General features: G+C 67.2%; 20 protein-coding genes. 16 read left to right on the top strand and 4 right to left on the bottom strand.

All coding sequences use genetic code 11. The features are described from left to right. Positions 1-211 precede the first annotated feature (211 nt). From AB0H88_RS44415 to AB0H88_RS44390, 6 genes are all read left to right on the top strand, one after another. Positions 212-733, top strand: coding sequence for an RNA polymerase sigma factor (locus tag AB0H88_RS44415; protein ID WP_357654947.1), 522 nt, complete (start codon positions 212-214; stop codon positions 731-733). Then, positions 730-1,734 (top strand): hypothetical protein, encoded by a 1,005-nt coding sequence (locus AB0H88_RS44410; protein WP_357654946.1) that lies wholly within the window; start codon positions 730-732, stop codon positions 1,732-1,734. The genes AB0H88_RS44415 and AB0H88_RS44410 overlap by 4 nt, the downstream gene beginning before the upstream one ends. A 119-nt stretch (positions 1,735-1,853) precedes the next feature. Next, on the top strand, positions 1,854-2,354 hold the full coding sequence (locus tag AB0H88_RS44405) for a hypothetical protein (protein WP_357654944.1): 501 nt from the start codon (positions 1,854-1,856) through the stop codon (positions 2,352-2,354). 33 nt (positions 2,355-2,387) lie between these two features. Further along, positions 2,388-2,513 carry a hypothetical protein gene (locus tag AB0H88_RS44400; protein WP_357654942.1) on the top strand — a complete coding sequence of 42 codons (126 nt, stop codon included), beginning with the start codon at positions 2,388-2,390 and terminating at the stop codon, positions 2,511-2,513. Positions 2,514-2,539: 26 nt separating this feature from the next. Then, a complete protein-coding gene (locus AB0H88_RS44395) occupies positions 2,540-3,049 on the top strand; it encodes an HD domain-containing protein (protein ID WP_357654940.1) in 510 nt (169 codons plus the stop codon). A 26-nt stretch (positions 3,050-3,075) separates the two neighbouring features. Continuing rightward, positions 3,076-3,450: a hypothetical protein gene (locus AB0H88_RS44390; protein ID WP_357654939.1), complete on the top strand. Its 375-nt coding sequence runs from the start codon at positions 3,076-3,078 to the stop codon at positions 3,448-3,450. A gap of 260 nt (positions 3,451-3,710) precedes the next feature. On the opposite strand, the gene AB0H88_RS44385 is transcribed toward AB0H88_RS44390, so the two are convergent. Further along, the gene (locus AB0H88_RS44385) at positions 3,711-4,670 is read right to left on the bottom strand and encodes a hypothetical protein (RefSeq protein WP_357654937.1); all 960 of its coding nucleotides are present in this window, start codon (positions 4,668-4,670) and stop codon (positions 3,711-3,713) included. Between the two features lie 185 nt (positions 4,671-4,855). On the opposite strand from AB0H88_RS44385, the gene AB0H88_RS44380 reads away from it, so the two are divergent. The 4 genes from AB0H88_RS44380 to AB0H88_RS44365 all read left to right on the top strand — a co-directional run bounded on the left by AB0H88_RS44380 (position 4,856) and on the right by AB0H88_RS44365 (position 7,777). Further along, positions 4,856-6,061 carry an FAD-dependent oxidoreductase gene (locus AB0H88_RS44380; RefSeq protein ID WP_357654936.1) on the top strand — a complete coding sequence of 402 codons (1,206 nt, stop codon included), beginning with the start codon at positions 4,856-4,858 and terminating at the stop codon, positions 6,059-6,061. Beyond that, entirely contained in the window at positions 6,058-6,969 is a 912-nt protein-coding gene (locus AB0H88_RS44375) for an RNA polymerase sigma-70 factor (RefSeq protein WP_357654935.1), read from the top strand. The genes AB0H88_RS44380 and AB0H88_RS44375 overlap by 4 nt, the downstream gene beginning before the upstream one ends. Positions 6,970-7,079: 110 nt before the next feature. Then, on the top strand, positions 7,080-7,385 hold the full coding sequence (locus AB0H88_RS44370; RefSeq protein WP_357655101.1) for a hypothetical protein: 306 nt from the start codon (positions 7,080-7,082) through the stop codon (positions 7,383-7,385). Next, the gene (locus AB0H88_RS44365; protein ID WP_357654934.1) at positions 7,361-7,777 is read left to right on the top strand and encodes a PIN domain-containing protein; all 417 of its coding nucleotides are present in this window, start codon (positions 7,361-7,363) and stop codon (positions 7,775-7,777) included. The genes AB0H88_RS44370 and AB0H88_RS44365 overlap by 25 nt, the downstream gene beginning before the upstream one ends. Before the next feature lie 70 nt (positions 7,778-7,847). Here the strand turns inward: AB0H88_RS44365 and AB0H88_RS44360 are convergent, their stop codons facing one another. Continuing rightward, entirely contained in the window at positions 7,848-9,440 is a 1,593-nt protein-coding gene (locus tag AB0H88_RS44360) for a hypothetical protein (protein WP_357654932.1), read from the bottom strand. Continuing rightward, positions 9,437-10,366, bottom strand: coding sequence for an ABC transporter ATP-binding protein (locus AB0H88_RS44355; RefSeq protein ID WP_357654930.1), 930 nt, complete (start codon positions 10,364-10,366; stop codon positions 9,437-9,439). The genes AB0H88_RS44360 and AB0H88_RS44355 overlap by 4 nt, the downstream gene beginning before the upstream one ends. Before the next feature lie 91 nt (positions 10,367-10,457). Here AB0H88_RS44355 and AB0H88_RS44350 point away from each other — a divergent pair, with 91 nt between their 5' ends. From AB0H88_RS44350 to AB0H88_RS44330, 5 genes are all read left to right on the top strand, one after another. Next, a complete protein-coding gene (locus AB0H88_RS44350; RefSeq protein WP_357654928.1) occupies positions 10,458-11,006 on the top strand; it encodes a MarR family transcriptional regulator in 549 nt (182 codons plus the stop codon). 41 nt (positions 11,007-11,047) lie between these two features. Next, a complete protein-coding gene (locus AB0H88_RS44345) occupies positions 11,048-11,185 on the top strand; it encodes a hypothetical protein (protein WP_357654926.1) in 138 nt (45 codons plus the stop codon). Between the two features lie 108 nt (positions 11,186-11,293). Further along, positions 11,294-11,650, top strand: a complete 357-nt coding sequence (locus tag AB0H88_RS44340; RefSeq protein WP_357654924.1) for a type II toxin-antitoxin system RelE/ParE family toxin — start codon at positions 11,294-11,296, stop codon at positions 11,648-11,650. Next, positions 11,647-11,946 carry a helix-turn-helix transcriptional regulator gene (locus tag AB0H88_RS44335; RefSeq protein ID WP_357654923.1) on the top strand — a complete coding sequence of 100 codons (300 nt, stop codon included), beginning with the start codon at positions 11,647-11,649 and terminating at the stop codon, positions 11,944-11,946. Before AB0H88_RS44340 ends, AB0H88_RS44335 begins: the two co-directional genes overlap by 4 nt. A 224-nt stretch (positions 11,947-12,170) precedes the next feature. After that, positions 12,171-12,536 carry a helix-turn-helix domain-containing protein gene (locus AB0H88_RS44330; RefSeq protein WP_357654922.1) on the top strand — a complete coding sequence of 122 codons (366 nt, stop codon included), beginning with the start codon at positions 12,171-12,173 and terminating at the stop codon, positions 12,534-12,536. A gap of 101 nt (positions 12,537-12,637) precedes the next feature. On the opposite strand, the gene AB0H88_RS44325 is transcribed toward AB0H88_RS44330, so the two are convergent. Further along, complete coding sequence (locus AB0H88_RS44325) at positions 12,638-13,687, bottom strand: hypothetical protein (protein WP_357654920.1); 1,050 nt, start codon at positions 13,685-13,687, stop codon at positions 12,638-12,640. 298 nt (positions 13,688-13,985) lie between these two features. Between AB0H88_RS44325 and AB0H88_RS44320 the strand changes: the two genes are divergently transcribed. Then, a complete protein-coding gene (locus AB0H88_RS44320; RefSeq protein WP_357654919.1) occupies positions 13,986-14,648 on the top strand; it encodes a DUF4097 family beta strand repeat-containing protein in 663 nt (220 codons plus the stop codon). Positions 14,649-14,762: the final 114 nt, after the last annotated feature.

The raw sequence follows: 14,762 nt of genomic DNA, 5'->3' as shown, positions 1-14,762 counted from the left end.
ATTCCGGGCCCGCGCGGCTGCAAGCCACGGACAAGGAGCCAGCGCGGTGGTACCGAAGAAAGCGGCCGCACCACCTGCTGGAGTCGAGCTTCTTGCTCACCTAGGGGGATGACGGAGGGCCCGCCGTCCATGGGTCACACGGCAGCGCAGTCTCCGACCCCGGCCACATCGTGGCCTACACCGATCAAGATTTCCTGGAAGAATCGCACGCTTGCGGGCAAGCAAGGGTGTGATCACTGCTCCTGACGTCTTCGAGGCCATCTTCGAAGCCCATTACGAGGAGATCTGGCGCTACATCGGCCGCAGGCTCGACCTCGACGTGGCCGAAGACCTGGCGGCGGAGACGTTCCTCATCGCCTTCAGACAGCGCGACCGCTTCGACTCGGCCGTAGGCGGGGTCAGGCCGTGGCTGTACGGCATCGCCACCAACCTCATCGGCAGGCATCGGCGCGCCGAGGTGCGTAGGTACCGCGCCATGGCCAGGACGGGGCCACCACCTGACGACGAAGGACACGATCAGCGAATCGTGGACTGGCTCACCGCGAAAGTCACGGTCGACCGGCTGGCGGGGGCGCTGGCGCGGCTGTCACAGGGTGAGCGCGACGTGGTGCTGCTCGTCGCGTACGCCGGGCTGAGGTACGACGAGGTGGCGGCGGCGCTCGGAATCGCCCCGGGGACGGTCGCGTCCCGGTTGAGCAGGGCCAGGACCAAGCTTCGTAAGGGGTTGGGATGAACGAGTTCCAGGTCATCGACTCGCTGATGCCCGACGCGCCGACCCCGTCGGCCGGCCAACTGGCGGCGGCGCGGGCGCGGGTATTCGCAGCCGCACCGATTCCTCCTGTGTCCAGGGCGCGGATCGGCAGGAGGCCGTGGACGGGCATGGCGCTCGTGGCGGCGGCCGTCGCGCTCGTGGTCGGCGCCGTGGCGGTTCTCGTGCCTCGGCCTGCGGTAGAGCCTGTCGCGGTCACGCCCATGCAGAAGCTGGAAGGTGCGGCTGCCAGGCTGGCGGCGACACCGGAGGCGAAGGGTCGTTTCTGGCGACGTGACACCGAGGAGGTCATACGGACGAAGAACGAGTACGGCTACAAGGTCGAGGAACGGGCCTTGGAGGTGCTCGCCTTCGGTCCCAGCCGCGAGGTCTACGGTTGGCGCGAGCCGATGTCGTCGAAGCCGTACACGGCCGAGGGCCTGAAGGCGTGGCGACGGGACGGCTCGCCCAAGCTGTGCCCCGCGCGGGGGTGCGACAAGAACATGCCCGCATACTCCTCGACGGACCTGGAGTTGGGGCTGGAGCTCGCCAAGGGGTTGAAGCCGTCGCTGACGGAACTGCGGAACCTCCCCAAGGAGCCGGCGGCGCTCAGGGCGCGCCTGCTGGCAAGTTACGACCCTCAGATGGCCGCCGAGCGCGAGCCATGGCTCGCGGGGGCCGCCTCGCGGCTCATCAACTCACCGGCGACGCCCGGCACCAGGGCTGCCGCCTACCTTCTCCTGGCGAAGGCGCCGGGCACCAAGGTGGTCGACGACGTTCCCGGTACGTTCGGGCTCGACGGGCTGGCCCTCCAGTACAAGGGAGGTCAGCTGGTGATCGACCCCAGGACTGGACAGTTGCTCGGGGGGCAATGGCTGGCTCCTGACGGCGTTCCGTGGAGCGCCGAGATCGTCAGGAAGGCGGGCTGGAGCGATGTGCGGCCGACGGCGCCTGCCAAGTGCCGCAGCTGTACAGCCCGGCTCTAGAACGCGCGCAGTCGCCTTTCGAGATGATCGTCCAGTGCGCCGTTACCGGCCATAGCCCAAGATCCGATTATCTCCTCCCCGGCAGGCATTGAGCCCGCGGGGGACTAGGCTCGCCCGTCGTGGGATATCGGCTTGAGGCGGTTCTCGGTAGCGACGCGTTGCTGCGCTCGTCAGCAGAGCCGTTCGCCGAGGCGCGGGTTGTGACCCTGAGGCACGGCGTCGCCATGCTGCCCCTGACAGACGAACTGTTCGACGTCCTCAACGAGGCCGATGGCGAGAAGCCACAGGACGACATCTTCTGGAAGTTCCCGAGCAGCGGAGAGGATCTCTTCAGAAGCTGGTCACAAGGCGGCGTCGTAGCCTACATCGAAGTGGAGCTGTTCGGCGGCGCAGGCAGTCAGGCCGTGGCTGTGTGGGAATCGGGCCGGGTTGCGATGGCTCCGTTCATGGATGAGAACCTTGCCGGGCCTGCGAATGCCTGGCCAGTCAACGCCGCCTTGGCGAGGCTCGGTGTCCGCTCCGATGGAGGGTCTCGCGACCTGTTCGCAGCCGTGGGGCTGGATTGCCATCGGGGTACCGACGACTGGGCGGCGCACCATGGCGAGCATCGCCGGCGCTGATCGGTCGGCGAGCCCCAGTTGGCGGACACGTTCATGATCGAGCTGAGGCCGGACGTCTGGCGCGGGACCGAGCTTCTCCGGCATCTGATCGGCAAGCTGGACTCCGCCAACCCCTACCTCGATGTGGTGGTCCACACGTTGTGGGCACACTGGTCATGATCCACCGAGGGCGAGAGGGGACTTCCATGGCGGAGGAACTGTCGAGGCTGACGGGCCTGCTGTATGAGGTCGGACTGCTCAAGCGCTACAAGCGCACGGGTTGGCTGGTCGCGGGAGTACGCGATCCCGAGAGCATCGCCGATCACTCCTTCCGAACAGCGATCATCGCGAGTGTGATCACGGCCCTGGAAGGGGGAAATCCCGAGCGTGCGGCGTTCCTGAGCCTGTTCCACGACACCCAGGAGACCCGCGTCACTGACATCCCCTACATCGGCAAGCGTTATCTGAAGGCGGCGCCGAACGAGGAGGTCACCGCCGACCAGGTGCGCGGCGTTCCGGAGCCGGTCGCGGAGATGAGCACTTCGGTGCGCGGCGCGGGCCGGCTCGGCGGAGGGGTGCCACGCATAGATCGCCCGCCCGGCAGGCCGCAAGCGAGCGACCCACATGGGGGCCCACAACGAGGGTCGACGGATGGAGCGAGACTTGAATCTAGCTCGCCCCGCGGCCGAGGGCTGGTTACTTTGGTGGCTAGCTAGTGTGCATCTTCGGGAAAGGCGAACTCATGAAGCGGAGGAGCCCGCAGGAGAAGAAGCGGCTGAGCTACGCCAAGGATCGTCGCAATGATTACGGTGCGAACGACAAGAGCTCCAGGAAGAACATCCCCCTGCGCAAGCGGGCACCGCATCGTGCCAACAGACGACGCACCCACCAGACGCTCGAAGCAGCCGCGGGCGCTGTTGACGAGCTTGCTGAGGAGGCTGCCGAGGAACGGCTTCTGGCCACGCGTCCCAAGTCTTGGAAGAAGTGGCGCGATGCCCCTCTGGGGGAGATCATCCAGGTTCGCCTTGAACGCCGAATACGCCTAGGCATCGAACATGAATCCCAGGCGGCGGCGCGCATTCAACGCGTCCGTCAGCGGCTACAGCGCCCAACCTGACAAGCGCCCAAGAGGTCAGCGAACGGACGTTGCGCGCTACGCCGAGGCACGCAAGCCTACGAGCGGCAACTTCGGGCCGGTGCAAATTTCGGCATGAGCCCGAACGCGTAGATCTGAAAGGCAGCACTCATGGGGCGAGTCGAGTACTGAAATGCCCCGGACGCTCCGAAGGCGAACAGCTTGGTACCCGCCTGCGAGACAGTCCCGGTGGACGACGCGGGTCGCATCCTGATGCAGCGCCGACGGGATGTGGGGTCTCCTCATCCGATAAGCCGTTTGCGCCAATCCAGGGGCGCGACGGTTATGGCCTGGTCGGGGCGGCCGTTCCACTCCACCGAAAGGCCGGTTTCCGTCAGCGCGGCCACGACCTGCCGGCCGATGGATACGGTCGTGTCCGATGAGTCGTCGAACCCGCCGTACAGGAGCGACAGTCCGTGTCCTGCCACGGCGGAGTCAGTGCACTGCGTGTGGAAATAGACGAAGCCGCGGGCATCCGTTGAACCTGCCCCTCCGATCTCCGCTTGACCGCACGAGCGGCAGCAGGTGAAGTTTTCCCGAGCGGTGATACCTGTGGCTTCCAGGGCCGTGAAGGCTCTGGTGAGTCGTTCCGGGTCCGTCTCGTCCTCCCAGGCGGCCTGCTCCTTGACACGCTCCAGCCACATGCGATCGGTCAGTCGCCGTGCCTGCTCGGCAGACACTGGTCGGTGGTCTCCTGACACGAGATAGTCCTCCGCGATCTCGGCCACCTGTGCGCGAGTCGCGTACCCGCCCACGATCACCGTACGGATGCGCGCCTCGAGCTTTTGTCGATCATCTTCGTCAAGTTCAAGCGGAGGTGCGGGCTCCGGGTGGCCCAGGTCCAATGGTGTCCAATCCAGCCCGGAATCCCAGTCGTCCTCCAGGCGTGCCCAGCCGGTGATGGCCTCGATCACGAGGTCAGAGGTGTCGAGCGTCACCTGGTAGTGCCGGTCTGGCGCGCCGTTGCGGTGCTCCAGTGTGTAGTCGCTTCCCTCCTCGTGCCAGACCTGTATGAAGATGTCGGGCAGGTCGGGAATCCGCTGGACGACCAGAAAACGGTCGCGCTGCCGGCCGAGCCGGTGAACCAATTCGGCGAGTTCTTCCGCAGCCACCCGGACGTATCGGCTGCCGTCCTCGGTGTACACAGTGATCGCGAGCATGCCGACCATGCTGACACGACTCGCGGGGGTGCTGATGAGCATGGAAGGGACCTGAAGGTGAGCCGATGGCACAGCCAGTGGTGGCGGTCGCAGCCCACCATGCCTGTTGGATCGCGTAGTGGTACCGCCGATCAGGCGACTGTGTCGCGTGTCACACCGATCGCATGTCACGGATCGGCGGGCTGCTTGCATCCCGTGGTTGTCCGTAGCAAGCGAAAGGTACAAAGATGACCACACACCGCGAAACTGGCACAGTGACCCCGCACCGCGTTCTGATTCTGGGGGCGGGCTACGCGGGCATGGCCGCGGCGATCCAGCTCGCCGCTCGGACCAAGGGCCGTGAAGACGTACAGGTGACCCTGGTGAATCCGCAGGAGCGGTTCACCGAGCGGTTGCGGCTGCACATCTCGGCGACCGGGCAGCAGGTCGCCGAGATGAACATCCCGGAGCTGCTGGAGGGCACGGGTGCGCGGTTCGTGCGCGGCTGGGTGACGGGGATGGAGGCGGACGCGAAGATCGTGCGGATCGACGACGACCGGGTGCTGCACTACGACACGCTGGTGTACGGGCTGGGCAGTGTGGCCGACACGGTGACGGTGCCGGGGGTGGAGGAGTACGCGTACACCCTCAACAGCGCCCAGGACGCTGAGGTGCTGGCCGAACGGCTGGCTCGGCTCGGTCGCGGCACGGTGGTGGTCGGCGGCAGCGGGTTGACCGGTGTCGAGGCGGCCGCGGAGATCGCTGAGCGGCACCCCCAACTGAACGTCGTGCTGCTGGGCCGACAGGAACCGGGCGCGGCCATGAGCCCCAAGCCGAAGGCATATCTTCAGTCCGCGCTCGCGCGCCTGGGTGTCCAGGTACGCAGCGGGATCGAGGTGGTGAAGGTACTGCCCGACTCCGTCGAACTGGCGGGCGGGGAGAGCGTCGCCGCCGACGCCGTCCTGTGGACGAGCGGTACGCGGGTGTCGCCGCTGGCGGCCGCCGCCGGTCTGACCGTCGACGAGCGTGGCCGCATCGTCACGGACGCGAAGCTGCGGTCGGTGTCGCACCCGGACGTGTACGCCGTGGGCGACGCGGCCGCTATCCGCCAGGGCTACGGCGTCATGCATGGCACCTGCCAGGGCGGCATGCCGACCGGTGTACACGCTGCGGTGTCGATCGTCCGCGCGTTGGACGGCAAGCGGACCAAGCCGTTCCGCTTCGGCTACTACCACACGCCGGTGAGCCTGGGGCGGAACGATGCGGTCGTCCAGTTCACCCACCCCGACGACAGCCCCCGACGGGTGCATCTGACCGGCCGCATCGCGGCACGGTATAAGGAGGCGGTGACCGCTTCACCCTGGCCGACGTACGGTCGTATGAAGAAGATGCCTGCCTCAGGCGCGTTCTGGCCCCGTGGCGGCCGTTTCACCCGTGTCCGAGGTGTGCGATGACCAGCCCGTTCCGGGACCACGATCAGCAGGTGTTCAACCAGCATCGCAATCTGCTGTTCTCGGTGGCCTATCGCGTCCTCGGTACCGTGGCCGACGCCGAGGACGCGGTACAGGATGCCTGGATCAAATGGTCGGCCGACGACCGTTCGCAGGTGGCCGACCCCAAGGCCTATCTGGCGCGGATCGTGTCGAACCTGGCTCTGCAACGGCTGCGTTCGACCCGGTACCAGCGCGAGACCTATGTGGGACCGTGGCTGCCGGAGCCCATCCTCACCAGCGGCGACACCGCCGACGACATCACGAACGCCGAGTCGGTGTCGACGGCGATGCTGGTGGTGCTGGAAAGCCTGAGCCCGCTTGAGCGCGCGGTGTTCGTACTGAAGGAGGTCTTCGACTTCAGTCATGCGGAGATCGCGCAGGCGGTGGAGCGTTCCGAGACGGCGGTACGCCAGGCGGCGCACCGTGCGCGCGAGCACGTACGGGCCCGGCGGCCGCGCTTCACCGCCGACCGGTCGCGGCAACGCGACGCCACGGAGCGGTTCCTCTCCGCCGCGACCGGGGGCGACATCAACACCCTCATGGAACTGCTGTCCCCGGACGTCACGCTGTGGACCGACGGGGGAGGCAAGGTCCGTCAGGCCCTGCGTCCGGTCGTGGGCGCCGAGACGGTCGCGGCCTGGTTCGCCGCCATCGGCAAGGTCACGTACCAGGGCGTCGAGCCCGCTGACATGAACGCCGAACTGGTCGAGATCAATGGCGGGCCGGGCATGGTGTTCAGTGGTCTGGGACGTGTCATCGCCACTGTCACCTTCGATTTCGACGCCGACGGGCGCATCACCACCATCCATAACATCGCTAACCCGGACAAACTTCGGGCCATCGCCGAAGGGGCCATTCGCACGCTCTGAGGCCTGCTCGGGTCCGCTCCGGCGAGGTGTAGGTGTCGGTAGCAGTCGGGGCTTGCGCCGAGAAGGTTCCGGGCTTTTGCTACTTCAGGTGGTAAACTGATTCTGTGAGCATGCCTGAGCGAGAGTTCGCCCCAGGAGACGGGCCGGCCGCGAAGGTCAGCGTGTCCTTGAGAGCGGGTAACATTCGCGCCGTCCGAGAGCGGGTCGGGGCGCGTGGATTCTCGGCCTATGTCGATGCCGCCGTGGAGCGCCAGATCGAGAGGGATCTTCTGGAGGAGGCCCTTCAGGCGAACGAGGCCGCTTCTGGGCCGATCCCGGAGTCTTTGCGTGATGAGGCGGCGCAGCTGTTCCGCCATGTCAAGTCGGCGCCGGAACTCCAGGAGACGGACGGATGGCGCGCGCACGAAGCAGGTTGATCGCGGGCACCGTGGTTCTCGACTGTGAGGGGCTCGTGAAGTGGTGCGAGGCTGATCAGCGGGTGACCGCGTTCGTACGGGAGGCCCAAGACAGCGATTTTCGAGTTGTGGTCAGCGCGCTGACGCCGATCGAGGCGCAGGACGTTCGCGTCAAAAGTGATCGATTCAGGTGGTACCTTTCCCGGCTGAAAATTGAGCCGGTGACCGAGGAGATCTCGTCAGGGGCGATCGACCTTCTGCGAGGTGCCCGCCTGCATGGTCACAAGTACGCCATTGACGCCGTGGTCGCGGCTACCGCGCTGCGTTCGGTACGTCCGGTCATCGTTCTGACATCTGATGAGGACGACATGAGCAAACTGTGCGGGAAAACCGTCCAGGTGGTCCCTGTCTGAGACCGTTCGCGGGGTAACCGAGCGGGAGCGTCCAAGCGCCTCGTGGCCGTCGGCGTTGCCCGACGATGCGCTATCCGAGGTCACGCCGGTGGAAAGCGGCCAGCCCGACGGCGGTGAGCAAGGCGGCGACGAGGGTCAGCAGGATCAGCGGCGTCATGGTGAATTCGGCGACCGGGAGCCCGGGGGTCTGTGCGAACGGCGACACCGTCAAGATCGACGGGTCGGCGTGCAGCAGTTCCACCGCGAACTCGAGCACGAGGCACAGCCCGAGCGCGACATAGGCGACGACCGCGGCGAGCCGTGGCAGCAGGCCGTACACCAACACCGGAACGGCGGCCAGCACCAGGACCGAAGGAAGCCGCGTCAGGCTCGCCCCCAGCAGCCGGGCGATCTCGCCGCCCACGTCTCCCGTGGAGAGCCCGGAGACCAGACCCATCCCGAGACCGAGTCCGGCGAGCACGATCGCCGACCCGGCCGCGACGACGGCCAGATGGCCGCCTGCCCAGCGCAGCCTGCCGACCGGGCCGGTCAGGATGACGTCGGCATGACCGGAGGTCTCCTCCGCCCGCAAGCGCAGGGTCGCCTGAATCGCGTAGACCGTGATGACCTGGCTCATCAGGTAGATGACGAAGGCGAAGAAGCCGTCGGCGGGACGGCCACCGCCACCCATCCGCTCGATCATGCCTCTGAGAGCCTCGCTCGCGTTCAGCTGCTCGGCGGCGCTCTGCGCCGCGCCGCCCAAACCGGCGCCGAAGGCGGTGGACGCGATGGCCCAGGAGAGGAGCGTGCCCCGCTGCAGCCGCCAGGCCAGGGCAAGCGAGGTACGCAGGCCCGGCGCCGCTTCGGCACGACCGAGCCGGGATGGGAGGATGCCGGCCCCCAGGTCCCGGCGTGCGGACATCCGGTAGGCGGCGGCCACCAGCAGCAGGGTCAGGCCGATGACCGGCAGCAGCGGCCAGTAGTGGTCACCGGCGAAGGGGCGCATGCGCTGGGTCCAGCCGAACGGCGACAGCCAGGACACCCAGGAACTCTTCTCGAGGTCCGCGATCGCGCGCACCGCGTACAGGATGGCCAGCGCGGTGGCGGCGAGGCCGGCGGCGGTACGAGAGCTCTCGGTCAGCTGGGCCGCCAGGCCCGCGAGCGCGGCGAAGACCCAGCCGGCGGCGGCGACCGACAGTCCCATCACCAGGGATCCCTGCGCGGGCATCCCCTGGCCCATGAGCCCCAGTGCCACGGCAAGGGCGGTGACCAGGCCGGCGGTGAACGCCACGGTCAGCGCGGCCGTCAGTGCGGCGTGCCTGCCGACCACGGTCGAGCCCAGCAGTTCGCTACGGCCCGCTTCCTCCTCTCCGCGGGTGCTGCGGATCACCAGGAACAGGCTCGCCAGTGCGATCAGCAGGGCGGCCTGCCCGCGTACGCGCCACGCGGCGAGCCCCGCGGCTGACGAGTCATAGATCGGGCCGATCATCATGAGCTGTGTCGGGTCGCCGTTGGTCGTGTGGAGGAACGCCTGGCGCGCCTCCTCCGTGGGATAGGCGGCGGCCACCGAGCCGGCCACGCCGATCACGAGCAGCGCCACGAGCCCGTACCAGACCGGTAGCCGCACCCGGTCGCGCCGCAGGATGAGCCGGATCAGTCCGCCGGTGCCGGTGAGAGTGCTCATCGCTGTGCCACCGCGTGCTTTCCGTTCGAGCCCGCGCCGGACAGATCGTCTTCGTAGTGGCGCAGGAACATCTCCTCCAGCGTCGGCGGCTGGCTGACCAGGCTCCGCACGCCCACCTTCACGAGCTCGCGCAGCAGCGTGTCCAGCGCGTCGCCGTCGACCTGGCAGCGCAGCCGGTTGCCCTCTGTCCACAGGCTGTGTACGCCCGCCGATCCGGTGAGCTGGGGGACGGGCCCGGTGAGCTCGGCCGTGATCGAGGTGCGGGTGAGGTGGCGCAGCTCGGTGAGCGTGCCCGTTTCCACCGTGCGGCCGTGCCGGATGATGCTCACCCTGTCGCAAAGGGCCTCGACCTCGGCGAGGATGTGGCTGGACAGCAGCACCGTACGTCCTTTGCGCCGCTCTTCCTGGATGCTCTCCTGGAAGACCGCCTCCATCAGCGGATCGAGGCCGGAGGTGGGCTCGTCCAGGATGAGCAGGTCGGCATCCGAGGACAGCGCCGCGACCAGGGCCACTTTCTGCCGGTTGCCCTTGGAGTAGGCCCGACCCTTCTTGCGGGGATCCAGTTCGAAACGGTCGAGCAGTTCGGCCCGGCGCCGGGGGTCGAGCCCGCCGCGCATCCGGCCGAGCAGGTCGATCGCCTCGCCACCGGACAGAGTCGGCCACAGGGTCACGTCACCGGGTACGTACGCCAGCCGGCGGTGCAAGGCCGTCGCGTCTCGCCACGGATCGCCGTCCAGCAGCCGAGCGGTGCCGGAGTCCTGACGCAGCAGGCCGAGCAGGATCCGGATGGTCGTGGATTTACCGGCCCCGTTCGGACCGAGGAAGCCATGCACCTCACCGGCCCGGACCGTCAGGTCCAGACCGTCGAGCGCCCGGGTCCGGCCGAAGGTCTTGACCAGACCGGACGCGGAGATCATGTTTGACATACTTCGGACACTACATGAATTTCATGAAAACCGTGAAGTATGGGTTACTCTGTAGTCTGTGGCCATCAGAGCCGATGCGCAGAGGGTGTGCATGACCGAGAGAGCCGACGACCAGAGCGGCATGACCGAGAGAACCGGGGACGTGCCCACGGCTGACGCGCTGCGGTTCCTCGAACGGTTCGCCGTGATCATGTCCAACTCGGGTTATCCGCGCATGGCGGCACGCGTGCTCGCGGCGCTGCTCATCGCCGACGACGGCCGGCGCACCGCCGGAGAACTCGCCGACGTGCTGCAGGTCGGCCCGTCGGCGGTCTCGGGCGCGGTGAAGTATCTGATGCGGGTCGGGATGGTGACCCGCGAGCGGGACCCCGGTGAACGCCGTGATCATTACCGCGTCGATCAGGCCGCGTGGTACAGGGCGGCGGCGTCGAGTGACGAGGTGTTCCGTCGCTTCGAGGAGGGCGCGCGCGACGGAGTCGAGGTGCTCGGTACGGACACGCCCGCGGGCGCCCGGATGGACGAGACGCGGCGGTTTTTCGCGTTTCTCCGGAGCGAGGTTCCCCAACTGCTGCACAAGTGGAACGAGTTGAACGCTCAGCCTGCAGAACGATCAAGCGGCTCGGGCCGGTCCGGCTCCTGACGCGCACTTGATCGTCGGCTGGGGGCCGATCAGCAGAAGAGATGGCTGATTTGCGTGATCTGGCGCTTGTGCTCGCCCGGTCTGTTGCGGACGCGGGGGAGCAGGTCGCGCTCGATGAGGTGCTGTCCGCTTTCGGGCATACTCGCCAGTCGCTGGCCGCCATCCCGGATGGCGAGTGATGTAGCACGCCGAGGACAAATCAGTGGAGACAGTTCCGCAAGGATGCCACCCTACGTGTTCTGTCGAACGCGAGGCGCGATCGAGACGCCTGCCATAGCATCAACGCTATGGACTGGGGTACTGTAGAGCTGGAACCAGAGGTCCGGCAGTGGCTTGAAGATCTACCCGCGGCATCCTTTGCGCGAGTGGTCTTCTACGTTGATTTGCTTGCGGCGGAGGGTCCCCTGCTGGGCGAGCCCTACACCAAGCAACTCGACGGTAAGCTGCGTGAGCTCCGGTTCCACCTTGACGAGTTCGCGATGCGCCTCACCTATTGGATCGCGTCTGGCCGTCGGATCGTGCTTTTGACGGTGTTCCACAAGACGCGGACGCGAGATGATCGGGAGGTCGAGCGGGCTCGGCGGGCTATGCGGCGCTGTATTGAGTTGGCGCACACCGTCAACGAGGAAGAAGAAGCGGTATGAGCGAGCAGGAGAGTTGGCGGGAGCTCCGTGAGCGCCGAATGGCCGAGCCGGGCGCGGCCGAGGCGTACGAAGCCGCGCGCCTTGCCTACGAGTTGGGTAAGACAGTCCGGGCGATGCGTGAAGGGCGGGGTTGGAGCCAGAATGACCTGGCCCGCGAGGCCCGTATGACCCAGTCGGCCGTCGCCCGGTTCGAAGCCGGCGGGACCATTCCCACATTGCCGGTTCTGGAGCGCCTGGCACGGGCTATGGATGCGGATGTAGAGGTTCGTTTGACGCCGCGGGCCCCGGCTGCTTGAAGCTTTCCCACGGTATTCCGTGGGCTGCCTTCCTGTGGTTTTGGTGGCACCAACATCCGTCTTCCCGAAGTTGAGCGGTCACCTTCCCCGTTTCCTTCGGTGAGTTAGCACTGCCACAGGAAGCGGCCCTCCTGCTCATCGGGGCTGAAGAAACCGTAGCCCACCCCGCTCTCGGCGAACAACGACTCGCCAGTCGCGCGGTGCGGCGGATCAAGGATTACCTCATGCGATATCCCGAGCAGTCGGCCATTCGCGTCGCCGACGAGCACGGTGGCGAGGATCCGTTGATCCCGCCTCGCGAGGCTGTGAGCCTGCTCGCCTTCGTCCTCGCTCAGGCGGCTGAAGGGCGCGGAGTAACGGTCATACCGTCCCATGCCGAGCTGACCACGCAGCAAGCAGCGGACATGCTGAACGTCTCGCGTCCTTATCTGATCAAGCTTCTGGAGGCGGGTGAGATGCCCTTCCGGCTGATCGGTAAGCATCGGCGTATCACCTATGAGGACCTCCAGGAGTACAAGCGCCGTGACGACGTCAAGCGCCGGACAGCTGCTGATCAACTTGCTGCACTGGGGCAGGAGCTGGGCAGCTGAACAAGTTTGGCAAACTCCGCCTCCTGATAAATCGCGCCTCCTGATAAGAGGTGCAGCCCGCGCCGATGCGAAACGCGAGATCGCCTCCGCATGCCGACTGATCATTTCAGCGCGCTGAAGTGCGGGAAGATCTCGGACTTCTTGCCGAGCTTGAGCAGGGTCTCGGTCACCCGGCCCTTCAGGTCGACGATCCCGACGCCGGCCCTGGTGGTGATGAGCAGGTGCTTCTCGTCGTACCAGCCGAGGGTGGTGGGCCGCCCGCTGGAGACGATGGGAAGTCTCGTCACGGCCTTGCCGGTCGACGCGTCCCACACGCAGGCGGCCTTCTCCAGTGGCAGGCAGGCGGTGACGAACCGCTTGCCTGAGGGGGAGAAGACGCCGCGTCCGTCGCCGCCCGGCCGGCCTCGTACCTGGTATTCCTTGGTGGCCTTGCCCTGGAGGTCGTACAGGCGGACGGTCGTGCTGCCGAGCTTGCCGTGCCTGACCAGGAAGCGGGTGCCGTCCTGATTCCACTCGAAACCGCCGACGGTGACCAGCGCCTTGTGGATCTTGATGAAGCGGGGCGTGAGGTCAGGCACGTCGAGAATCAGGACTCCTGCCGAGCGGTCGCCCTGGCGGGCCAAGCTGACGGTGAACAGCAGCTTCTTGCCGTCCGGCGACCACCTGGGCCAGCGCATCTGGGGATACTGGGTGCCGCCGTTCTCGGTATCGGCGGGGGTGTAGTCGGTGAGCTGGATCGCGACGTCCCGGCTCTTGCCGGTGGTCCGGTCGAGGATCCGCAATCGGCTCTTGTCCGGCCCTCTCAGCGACTCCAGTCGCGCGACCGTCCAACGTCCGTCGGGGGAGACCGCGAAATCCCCGTAGTCGCTCTTGATGAACCGCCGCCGGTCCGGCTGCCATGCCCACAGCGCGAACATGCCCCCGTGGTTTTGCATGTCGACGGTGGTGTAGGACGTGAGCTGGATGGGGCGGCCGTTCAGGTCGGCGACGACCGCGGCCTGACCCTTGCCGAACTGGCTGCCATCTCCCGTCCGTTCCATTACACCAGGTAACGGGCCCCGGGTCGGCTGGGGCGGGGGCGCGGCGGCGGTGGCTGTAGTGGTGGTGAGCACCAGTGCGCTCACCAGGCTGGACGCGAAACGACCGAGCATGTGTTCTCTCCTGGCTGTCGGAAGGAAGCCGTACCAAGATCAGAATAGGATTCGCCCTGTCCCCGCTGTGGCGGTTCATCGCGAATTTCCGCCAACCCGCCACCGAACCCCGCATGGACGTCCTCGCGCCGAGTTGATCGGCCCTCGGGCTCGCTGTCGAGCGTGCGGGTGGTGTGTCAGTAGTCGCGTCAGGACGGCGACGGCCCGGTATCAGCACGGTCGGCGATGCTCAATCCCATGAACGGTCCAGCGCTTGCGAACTGGGCCACGCCGAACTCAGATTCAACAGGAGCACACGATGCACACGTTCGACACCCCCGCCCCGATCACCACCATCCTGGACATCCCCGCCGGACGCGTCCAGTTCATCGCGGCCGACCGGGCCGACACCACCGTCGAGGTCCTGCCCGCCAACGCCTCCAAGGGTCGTGACGTGAAGGCGGCCGAGCTGACCACGGTGGAATACGCCGACGGCGTCCTGCGGATCCAGACCGCGACGAAGAACCAGTACCTCGGCCCCACCGGAGCCATCGAGGTGACGATCCAGCTGCCCGCCGGTTCCCGCGTCGAGGCGAAGACGGGCAGCGCCGAACTCCGGACCGTCGGCCGCCTCGGCGACGTCGCCTTCGAAGGCGCCTACCACCAGATCAAGCTGGACGAGATCGCGAGCCTGCGCCTGACCGCGACCGACGGCGACGTCGAGGTCGGCCGGCTGGGCGGTCCCGCGGAGATCAGCACCGCACGGGGCGACATCCGGATCGCCGAGGCCACCGGCGGCAAGGTCGTGCTGCGCACCCAGTCCGGCGACATCTCGGTCAGCGCCGCCGCCGGCGTCTCGGCCGCTCTGGACGCCGGCACCACCCACGGCCGCATCACCAACGCCCTCAAGAACAACGGCACCGCCGAACTCGACATCCACGCCACCACCTCCAGCGGCGACATCACCGCCCGCAGCCTCTGAGAGTTCCGGATGCTTCCCGGGGTCCGATGGGGGCGCGGACAGACCTTGCCCTGGCCGCCCTGGCCGCCCTGGCCCACCTCGACGACCTGGCCGCGCGTAAGCGGGCCGTGGAGC

It is taken from the genome of Nonomuraea sp. NPDC050680, assembly GCF_040654555.1.
GTDB lineage: Bacteria > Actinomycetota > Actinomycetes > Streptosporangiales > Streptosporangiaceae > Nonomuraea.
This window is presented reverse-complemented; position numbering and strand designations above follow the sequence as displayed.

Excerpts from the sequence above, each read along its gene's own strand:
- AB0H88_RS44410 (WP_357654946.1), top strand. The coding sequence starts at position 730 with ATGAACGAGTTCCAGGTCATCGACTCGCTGATGCCCGACGCGCCGACC.
- AB0H88_RS44400 (WP_357654942.1), top strand. The coding sequence starts at position 2,388 with ATGATCGAGCTGAGGCCGGACGTCTGGCGCGGGACCGAGCTTCTCCGG.
- AB0H88_RS44395 (WP_357654940.1), top strand. The coding sequence starts at position 2,540 with ATGGCGGAGGAACTGTCGAGGCTGACGGGCCTGCTGTATGAGGTCGGA.
- AB0H88_RS44390 (WP_357654939.1), top strand. The coding sequence starts at position 3,076 with ATGAAGCGGAGGAGCCCGCAGGAGAAGAAGCGGCTGAGCTACGCCAAG.
- AB0H88_RS44385 (WP_357654937.1), bottom strand. The coding sequence starts at position 4,670 with ATGCTCATCAGCACCCCCGCGAGTCGTGTCAGCATGGTCGGCATGCTC.
- AB0H88_RS44380 (WP_357654936.1), top strand. The coding sequence starts at position 4,856 with ATGACCACACACCGCGAAACTGGCACAGTGACCCCGCACCGCGTTCTG.
- AB0H88_RS44375 (WP_357654935.1), top strand. The coding sequence starts at position 6,058 with ATGACCAGCCCGTTCCGGGACCACGATCAGCAGGTGTTCAACCAGCAT.
- AB0H88_RS44370 (WP_357655101.1), top strand. The coding sequence starts at position 7,080 with ATGCCTGAGCGAGAGTTCGCCCCAGGAGACGGGCCGGCCGCGAAGGTC.
- AB0H88_RS44365 (WP_357654934.1), top strand. The coding sequence starts at position 7,361 with ATGGCGCGCGCACGAAGCAGGTTGATCGCGGGCACCGTGGTTCTCGAC.
- AB0H88_RS44360 (WP_357654932.1), bottom strand. The coding sequence starts at position 9,440 with ATGAGCACTCTCACCGGCACCGGCGGACTGATCCGGCTCATCCTGCGG.
- AB0H88_RS44355 (WP_357654930.1), bottom strand. The coding sequence starts at position 10,366 with ATGTCAAACATGATCTCCGCGTCCGGTCTGGTCAAGACCTTCGGCCGG.
- AB0H88_RS44350 (WP_357654928.1), top strand. The coding sequence starts at position 10,458 with ATGACCGAGAGAGCCGACGACCAGAGCGGCATGACCGAGAGAACCGGG.
- AB0H88_RS44345 (WP_357654926.1), top strand. The coding sequence starts at position 11,048 with ATGGCTGATTTGCGTGATCTGGCGCTTGTGCTCGCCCGGTCTGTTGCG.
- AB0H88_RS44340 (WP_357654924.1), top strand. The coding sequence starts at position 11,294 with ATGGACTGGGGTACTGTAGAGCTGGAACCAGAGGTCCGGCAGTGGCTT.
- AB0H88_RS44335 (WP_357654923.1), top strand. The coding sequence starts at position 11,647 with ATGAGCGAGCAGGAGAGTTGGCGGGAGCTCCGTGAGCGCCGAATGGCC.
- AB0H88_RS44330 (WP_357654922.1), top strand. The coding sequence starts at position 12,171 with ATGCGATATCCCGAGCAGTCGGCCATTCGCGTCGCCGACGAGCACGGT.
- AB0H88_RS44325 (WP_357654920.1), bottom strand. The coding sequence starts at position 13,687 with ATGCTCGGTCGTTTCGCGTCCAGCCTGGTGAGCGCACTGGTGCTCACC.
- AB0H88_RS44320 (WP_357654919.1), top strand. The coding sequence starts at position 13,986 with ATGCACACGTTCGACACCCCCGCCCCGATCACCACCATCCTGGACATC.